Raw genomic sequence first — 7,679 nt, forward strand, 5'->3', positions numbered from 1 at the left:
GCTCATAACCTGAAGGTCACAGGTTCAAATCCTGTCCCCGCAACCAAACACAAAAACGGCCCGCTTCAAGCGGGCCGTTTGCGTTCGAAACCGGGCGGTGGGAGCGGACAGAGAAGTCAAAATCCTGTCCCGGCAACCAGCTTCGACAAACCCAGCATCCTCAAGACGGTTGCTGGGGTTTTGCTTTGGTGCCGATCAATTCACACGGTTTTCCGACACCGCCGTCAGCGGTATCTCAAGCCCTCGCCGCAATCCCGTCGCAACGACCGACACCCTGAATTTTCCTGCGAGCGCCTTGTCGAAAATGGCGCCGACGATGATATCGGCGTCGGCGTCGACCTCCTCGCGTATGCGGGTGGCGGCTTCGTCAACCTCGAACAGCGTCATGTCAGTGCCGCCCGATATCGAGACGAGGACGCCCTTGGCGCCCATCATGGACGCTTCGTCGAGAAGCGGGTTTGCGATCGCCGCTTCGGCCGCCTTCCTGGCGCGGTCCTCCCCGGTGGCTTCGCCGGTTCCCATCATCGCGCGGCCCATATCGCGCATCACCGACTTCACATCGGCAAAGTCGAGATTGATCAGCCCTTCCTTGACGATGAGGTCCGTGATGCAGCCGACGCCGGCGTAGAGGACGCGATCCGCCATAGCGAACGCGTCCGCGAACGTCGTCTTGGCATCGGCGATCCTGAAGAGGTTCTGGTTCGGGATGACGATGACCGTATCGGCGCTTTCGCGAAGCCGCTCGATGCCCTCATCGGCCGCACGCATTCGACGGGTCCCTTCGAACACGAACGGCTTGGTGACGACGGCCACCGTCAGTATTCCCGCATTGCGCGCGGCCTGCGCGATGACCGGCGCCGCACCGGTTCCAGTTCCGCCTCCCATGCCTGCGGTCACGAAACACATATGCGTCCCCGCGAGATGGTCCATGATTTCATCAATCGATTCCACGGCTGCGGCATGGCCGACCTCGGGCAGGGATCCTGCACCCAGGCCTTCGGTAACGTGAGCTCCCAGTTGGATCAGCCGCGTTGCTTTCGACATGGTGAGCGCCTGGGCATCGGTATTGGCAACGATAAATTCAGTGCCCTGCAAGCCTTCGGCGATCATGTTGTTGATGGCATTGCCGCCACCGCCGCCTACACCGACGACGGATATTTTGGGCCTCATTTCCGAGATTTCCGGCCTCGTTGCGGTGTTCATTTGCCGTCTCTCCCGTTGAATGCGCAAGCGCAGCGGTCGGTGGAAGGCTTGTTCCCGGCGCACTGCAGACTTTGGACAGTGAGCGAATCAGGATAGCCCAGCGTGCCTAAGGGAATCAGACGGTTGACTCGGCTGCAAGTGCACTATGCAAACTCGCGCATGTTACGCGCCACTGGTTCGCCTTTGGGGCTTCGAAAATTGTCAGACGTCAGCGTCTCAAGGCAGGGCCGAAGGCGATCTTCCTGCTCTACTTCACGCCGATGCCGGCCGTCAGGCCGCCGTCGATCCGGTAGTCCGCACCGGTGCAGAACCCGGCTTTCGACGAACATAGAAAGGCGATGAGTTCCGCCACTTCCTCCGGCTCGCCGATGCGTCCGATGGGGTGGGCTTCGCCGAAGCGCTTATAGGCCGCCTCGACATCGGCGTCGGTGCCATTCTCGCCGCGCGCCGCCTTTTCCAGAATAGGGGAGCGGATCGAGCCCGGGCTGACGGAATTGACGCGAATGCCGGAGCGCGCGTAGTCGAGCGCCAGGGAACGCGTCAGCGTGTGGATGGCCCCCTTGGTCGTGGCATAGGCGGCGACGTTCTGCTGGCAGGCAAAGCCCTGCACCGAAGCCACATTGACGATGGCGCCGCCGCCTCTCTTCATCATCTCGGGAATGCCGAAATGCGCGGTCAGGTAGATCGAGCCGACATTGACTGACATCGTCCGGTTCCAGGTGTCGAAGTCGGTGCTGACAGCGGTTCCGTACGGATGGACCGCCGCGGAATTGACGATGATATCGAGGCCGCCGAACCGCTCGACACCGGCCGAGACCGCCTCGCGAACCTGATCCTGCACGGAGACGTCGACGGCCATGACCAGCGCCCCGGCGCCGGAGTTGTCCAGTTCCGCCGTCATCGCCGCGTTGGCCGTGCGGTCGATGCCGCAGGCGATGATCGCCGCGCCCCCTGCCGCAAGACGTCTGGCGGTTGCCAGGCCGATCCCGGTCGTCCCCGTCACCAGAGCGATCTTGCCGTCGAAATCCTTCATTATGGAAATTCCTTATTGGCCGTCGGAAGCCTGCTCTTCCGGCAGGAATCGCAGGGCGAAATCGAGATGGCGGCTCATCAAATAGGCATAGGCCACCCTGTCGCGCGACCGCAGCGCCGCGATGATCTCGCCATGGGCGCGTCTTGTGTCGGCCAGCATCGGGCGCATTTCCTTTCCTATGGTCATGATCCGCAGGATCACGGGAGAAAGGAAGGAATACATATCCGCCAGCATGCGATTGTCCGACAACCCGATCAGCGCCATGTGGAAATCGAAATCGTTCGCGGCCGCCTCCTCGATCGAGCGGCTCGCAACGATCTGGCCGTTGATCTCGTCAAGTGCTTCGATCTGTTCGTTCGAGGCATGCAGGACGATATGGTCGCCGATGCCGACCTCGATGATGCGCCTGAACCCCTGTATGTCGGCGAAGGACGAGCGCGAAATATCCATATGCGCCGCGAAAAAATTCTGGATGGCCATGCTCTGCCCGTTGGCCAGGACGGCGCCGACGCGAGGTTTTGGTTCGATAAGCCCGTAGGTGCGGATTGTGCGCAATGCCTCGCGTACGGTATTGCGGCTGGCGCCGGTAAGCTCGCTGAGCTCACGCTCGGTCGGCAGCACGTCGCCGACATTCAGCTGCCGCACGCGGATGAGATCAAGAATCCGCCCGGCCGTCATGTCGACCGCGGACCCGCCGTTGCTGCGCCGCGCCGCGGCGTTCTCGCGCGCGGCTTGAGAATTTTCCAAGGTCGAGCCTTCCTTAATTGTTGGACCAACATAACGCAGCCGTTAGGGAAAACAATCGGCTTTGGCCCGACCTTCGGGCGCTTTCGATCAAACTTGGGGACGGCTATCTCGGAAATAAGCTCAAACTTGAGTTTGACACTTGTTGTGGTCCAACAATAAGTTGCCGTTCTCTCACAAAAAGGAAAGATGCAATGGAACAGTGCTGGCGCTGGTATGGACCGGACGATCCGGTGACGCTCGAACATGTCAAGCAGGCCGGAGCCACGGGTGTCGTATCCGCCCTGCATAATATCTATGACGGCCGCGCTTGGCCACTCGAGAGCATTCGGGAACGCAAGCGGACCATCGAGGCGGCAGGGCTGAGCTGGTCGGTCGTCGAGAGCATTCCCGTTCACAACTCGATCAAGATCGGCTCGGCTGAAAGGCTCCGCTATGTCGGCTGGTACAAGGACACGATCCGTGCGCTCGCCAAGGCCGGCATTGCGACGATCTGCTACAATTTCATGCCCGTGGTCGACTGGACCCGCACGGATCTTGCCTATCGGCTTCCAACAACGGGTTATGCGCTGCGTTTCGATGCGATCGATTTCGCGGCCTACGACCTATTTGTGCTGAAGCGCAGGAATGCCGAGGCCGGTTACAGTGCCGCCCGCATCGCCGAGGCGGAATCGCGACTGAAGGAACTGAGCGACGAGCAGATCGACAGGATCGAGCGCAATCTCATTGCCGGTCTGCCGGCGACCGAGCGGAGCTATAATCGCGAAAGCTTTCGCGAGGCATTGGCGGAATATGATGCGATCGGGCCGAAGGAGTTGCGCGACAATCTTGCCTGGTTCTTGCGCGAGATCGTTCCGGTCGCCGAAGAAGTCGGTGCGCGCATGTGCATTCATCCCGACGATCCGCCCTTCTCGCTCTATGGCTTGCCGCGGATCGTCTCGACCGCCGAGGACGCGCGTTTCATCCTCAACGCCGTCGACAGCCCGGCGAACGGCCTGACATTCTGCACCGGCTCCTACGGTACGCGCGCAGACAACGACATTGTCGGCATGGTCAAGGAATTCGCCGACCGGATCCATTTCGTCCATCTGCGCAATATAACCATCGAGGATGACGGCTCCTTCTATGAAGCCGAGCATCTGGAGGGCGGCACCGACATGGCGCATGTCATCCTCGCTTTGATGCAGGAAGAGACGCGCCGCAGTAGGGAAGGCCGCGCCGACTGGCGGATTCCGATGCGTCCCGATCACGGCCATCTGCTCGCCGATGATATCGGCAAGACCAGGATCAACCCCGGCTATTCGTTGATCGGCCGCCTGAAAGGCCTTGCCGAGTTGCGCGGCATCATGCGCGCCGTGGAGCGTTTTGGACTTGCTTGACGTCGTCGGAGAGGAACAGGCACAGTTTGCATATATAAAAACGACTTGTTCAGGTGAAAATACCTGCTACTAATCGACGGACCGGGCGCACGCTCGGTTCAGGGAGGAATTTCAGGAATGACAAGACTGCGCGGTCTTGCGTGGGATCATCGACGCTGCTGGGGTCCGCTCGACGCCAGCGTCGAGACGTATTGCGCCAATCGTCCTGGTCTGGAAATCGAATGGGACCGCCGCAGCCTCTACGAGTTCGGCGAGGGCGCGCTTGGTCCCGTGCTCGGCACCTACGATCTGGTCGTGTTCGATCATCCCTTCATCGGCGACATCGCTGACGGCGAGCTGATGGTGCCGTTCGACGGCTATCTGCCGGCGGAGCAGCGCCGCTTCTTCGAGCGCGACTCGGTTGGCCCGTCCTGGCGGTCCTACGCAAGGAACGGCCGCCAGTGGGCGCTGCCGATCGATGCCGCTTGCCAGGTCGCCTCCTATCGCCCGGATCTCCTGGAGCGCTACGCAGCGGTGCCCACCACTCATGAAGAGGTGCTGGAGCTTGGCCGGCGCGCGCGCAAGGACGGCAAGTGGCTTGGCCTGCCGTTCGTACCGACGGACGCCATGTGCCTGCTCTTGACGCTCGGCCATCCGCAGGAAAACGGCGAGGAGTTCATTGCAAGGGAGAAGGTCGAGCAGGCTGTCGCGCAGTTGCGCCAGCTTGCCGAGCTGTCGCATCCGAATTCGTCGAAATGGAACCCGATCCGCTGCTATGACCACATGATCACGCATGACGATGTCGTCTATGTGCCGTTCGCCTTCGGCTATGTGAACTATGCCTCGAAGACCGACAGGCCGTATCTGCGTTTCGCCGATGTGCCGACCCCGCGATCCGCCGGCGCCTTGCTCGGTGGTGCCGGCATCGGGGTCAGCGCCCAATCGAAACACAGGCAGGCCGCCGTCAACTACGCGCTTTTCCTATGCTCGCCCGGTTACCAGCGTGGTGACTACGTGAAGTCGGGCGGACAGCCGGGATCGCTGGCGGCGTGGAAGGACGCCGAAGTCAACGATCTTTCCGGCAATTTCTTCAGCTCGACGCTTGCGACGATCGAGGCGTCATACCTGCGCCCGACGCATCCGGGCTTCATCACCTTTTTCCGCGAATGCGCGCCATATGCGGCCGCTGCCATCGCCGGCGACATGCCCGCGACCGAACTCGCGGACCGGCTGAACCGCCTTTACCGCGAAACCAGGCAAGGCCAACCGGAACGGAGCGTCGCATAAATGGCCGCCGACATAGTCCAGATCGTCGATGAAGGCGAAAGCGGCCGCAACGGCTATCGTGTGCCGGCAGTGGAAAAGGCGCTCGACGTCCTGGAGTTCATGGCTTCCAGCGCCGAGCCGCTGACCCAGACCGAGATCGCTGCCGGCCTGGGGCGCTCCATCCACGAGATATACCGCATCCTGCTTCTGCTGGAAAAGCGCAGTTACATCTTCCGGACGCAGTCCGACCGCTTCCGCCTTTCGCTAAAGCTGTTCGAGCTGGCGCATATGCATCCGCCGGTAAACCGGCTGGTCGAGTGCGCGCTGCCGGTGATGCGCGAGCTCTCGGCCAACACCGATCAAAGCTGTCATCTGGTCGTTCGTGAGGGCGAGAGCGCGCTGGTCGTACTGCAGATCGATTCGCCTTTGCCGATGCGCTACTCGGTTGCGCTCGGCTCGCATTTCCCGATCCTCGAAACGAGCTCCGGTGCGGTGCTGCTCGCACATTCGAACCAGGCCGAGCGCGACCGCATCGTCGAGCGGATCGTGGCTGCCGGCGAAGGACAGGGCACGCGGGCCGAAATCGAAGGGCGGCTGAACGAAGTCGCAAGGCTCGGCTACGAGATGCGCGCCTCGCTGGCCGTTGCGGCCTGCACCAACATCTCGATGCCGGTGCGCGATCACACCGGTGCGGTCATTGCCGCGCTCACCGTCCCGTTCCTGCCGCAGAAGGCGGCGCGGTTCGATCGCGAAACCGTTTTCGAACGGGCGAAAGCGGCCGCCGAGACAATATCGGCGGCGCTGGGCGCGGGTGAAATCATCGCTTCGTCACGTACCGACCCGGAACGGCGGGACTATCCGTTCAGCAACTAACAAGATGATATCAGGGAGAAGAACATGAACTGGTCCAAGTCAATCCTGTTTGCCTCGGCGGCCGCTCTGGCCCTGAGCGCCGCTGCCGCGCAGGCCGAAAACATGCCGAAGCGCATCGGCTACGTCACCAACTACGCCACCCATGAGTGGTACCAGAACGTTATCAAGGGCATGCAGGCCCGTGCCAAGGAACTCGGTATCGAGCTCGAGGTGCAGGACGCCAATCTCGACATCGCCAAGCAGGTTTCCGCCGCGGAAGACTTTATGGCCAAGGGCGTCGACGTGCTGATTGTCACGCCGGTCAATGAAGAGGGCGTCGTGCCGCTGCTGCGCCAGGCGAAATCCAACGACGTTCCCGTCGTTCTGGAAGGCAATCCGGTCAAAGGCATGACGACCATGGTCGCGATCTGCGACTATGATACCGGCTACACGGCCGGCGTCGAAGCCGGCAAATACGCCAAGGAAAAGCTTGGCGGCAAGGCTCAGGTGATGAATGTCGGCCTGCCGCTCCTGTCCGCCACCGTCCTGCGTTCGCAAGGCTTCATGGATGGCTTGAAGACCATCATCCCCGACGCGGTCATGGTCCACGATCTCGACGGCGGCGGCAACCCCGACCGCGCGCTCGAAGTGTCTTCGGCGGCATTGGCCAAGAACGCCGACATCAACATCATCTACGGTATCAACGATTCCTCTTCGCTGGGCGGCCTGCAGGCCTGGAAAGCGGCTGGCAAGTCGCAGGATAATTTGTTGACGGTCGGTACCGGCGGCGAAGGCCTTGCCTTCATCAATGCAATACAGAACGAACCGTCCTACCGCATCGAAGCCGCGATGTTCCCGGAGAAGGAAGGCTACACCGCCATCAATGCCGCGGTGAAGCTGTTCAACGGCGAAGAAGTGCCCGAGCATATCGTCAGCCCGACCGCGCCGATGAACGGCGACGACTGGAAGAAGTACTACGACTATGACGGCACTGTCCGGACGATCAAATGGGACGCCGTTAATGCGCTCCAGCCGCCGGAAAAGTGCATGAAAACCTCCGCCGACCTGAAGAAGTAGGATCGATCCCGGATCGCCCATACCCCAAAAAGGGGAGGGCGGGCGGAGGGATGTGGACGCGAAAAAACGTAAACCCGGCGGGTTTAGAGCGCAGTTTTCAAAAAGCGACGGCCCCCCCCTAGCGCCCCCGCAAAATGAATGGTAAA

The 7,679-nt window shown here is 61.4% G+C and carries 7 protein-coding genes; 4 read left to right on the forward strand and 3 right to left on the reverse strand.

Annotated features, from left to right (window positions below):
• Positions 1–195: 195 nt before the first annotated feature.
• The 3 genes from ftsZ to NKH73_RS32340 all read right to left on the reverse strand — a co-directional run bounded on the left by ftsZ (position 196) and on the right by NKH73_RS32340 (position 2,983).
• On the reverse strand, positions 196–1,203 hold the full coding sequence (gene ftsZ / locus NKH73_RS32330; RefSeq protein ID WP_352939532.1) for a cell division protein FtsZ: 1,008 nt from the start codon (positions 1,201–1,203) through the stop codon (positions 196–198).
• A gap of 247 nt (positions 1,204–1,450) precedes the next feature.
• A complete protein-coding gene (locus NKH73_RS32335; RefSeq protein ID WP_352939535.1) occupies positions 1,451–2,236 on the reverse strand; it encodes an SDR family NAD(P)-dependent oxidoreductase in 786 nt (261 codons plus the stop codon).
• 12 nt (positions 2,237–2,248) lie between these two features.
• Positions 2,249–2,983 carry a FadR/GntR family transcriptional regulator gene (locus tag NKH73_RS32340; protein WP_352939538.1) on the reverse strand — a complete coding sequence of 245 codons (735 nt, stop codon included), beginning with the start codon at positions 2,981–2,983 and terminating at the stop codon, positions 2,249–2,251.
• A 191-nt stretch (positions 2,984–3,174) separates the two neighbouring features.
• Here NKH73_RS32340 and uxuA point away from each other — a divergent pair, with 191 nt between their 5' ends.
• From uxuA to NKH73_RS32360, 4 genes are all read left to right on the forward strand, one after another.
• Complete coding sequence (gene uxuA, locus NKH73_RS32345; RefSeq protein WP_352939541.1) at positions 3,175–4,359, forward strand: mannonate dehydratase; 1,185 nt, start codon at positions 3,175–3,177, stop codon at positions 4,357–4,359.
• 117 nt (positions 4,360–4,476) lie between these two features.
• Positions 4,477–5,625, forward strand: a complete 1,149-nt coding sequence (locus NKH73_RS32350; RefSeq protein WP_352939544.1) for an ABC transporter substrate-binding protein — start codon at positions 4,477–4,479, stop codon at positions 5,623–5,625.
• The gene (locus NKH73_RS32355) at positions 5,626–6,477 is read left to right on the forward strand and encodes an IclR family transcriptional regulator (protein ID WP_352939547.1); all 852 of its coding nucleotides are present in this window, start codon (positions 5,626–5,628) and stop codon (positions 6,475–6,477) included.
• 24 nt (positions 6,478–6,501) lie between these two features.
• The gene (locus NKH73_RS32360) at positions 6,502–7,533 is read left to right on the forward strand and encodes a sugar ABC transporter substrate-binding protein (RefSeq protein ID WP_352939550.1); all 1,032 of its coding nucleotides are present in this window, start codon (positions 6,502–6,504) and stop codon (positions 7,531–7,533) included.
• The last annotated feature ends 146 nt before the right edge of the window (positions 7,534–7,679 follow it).

It is taken from the genome of Mesorhizobium sp. M0938 (assembly GCF_040319125.1).
Classification (GTDB): domain Bacteria; phylum Pseudomonadota; class Alphaproteobacteria; order Rhizobiales; family Rhizobiaceae; genus Mesorhizobium; species Mesorhizobium robiniae.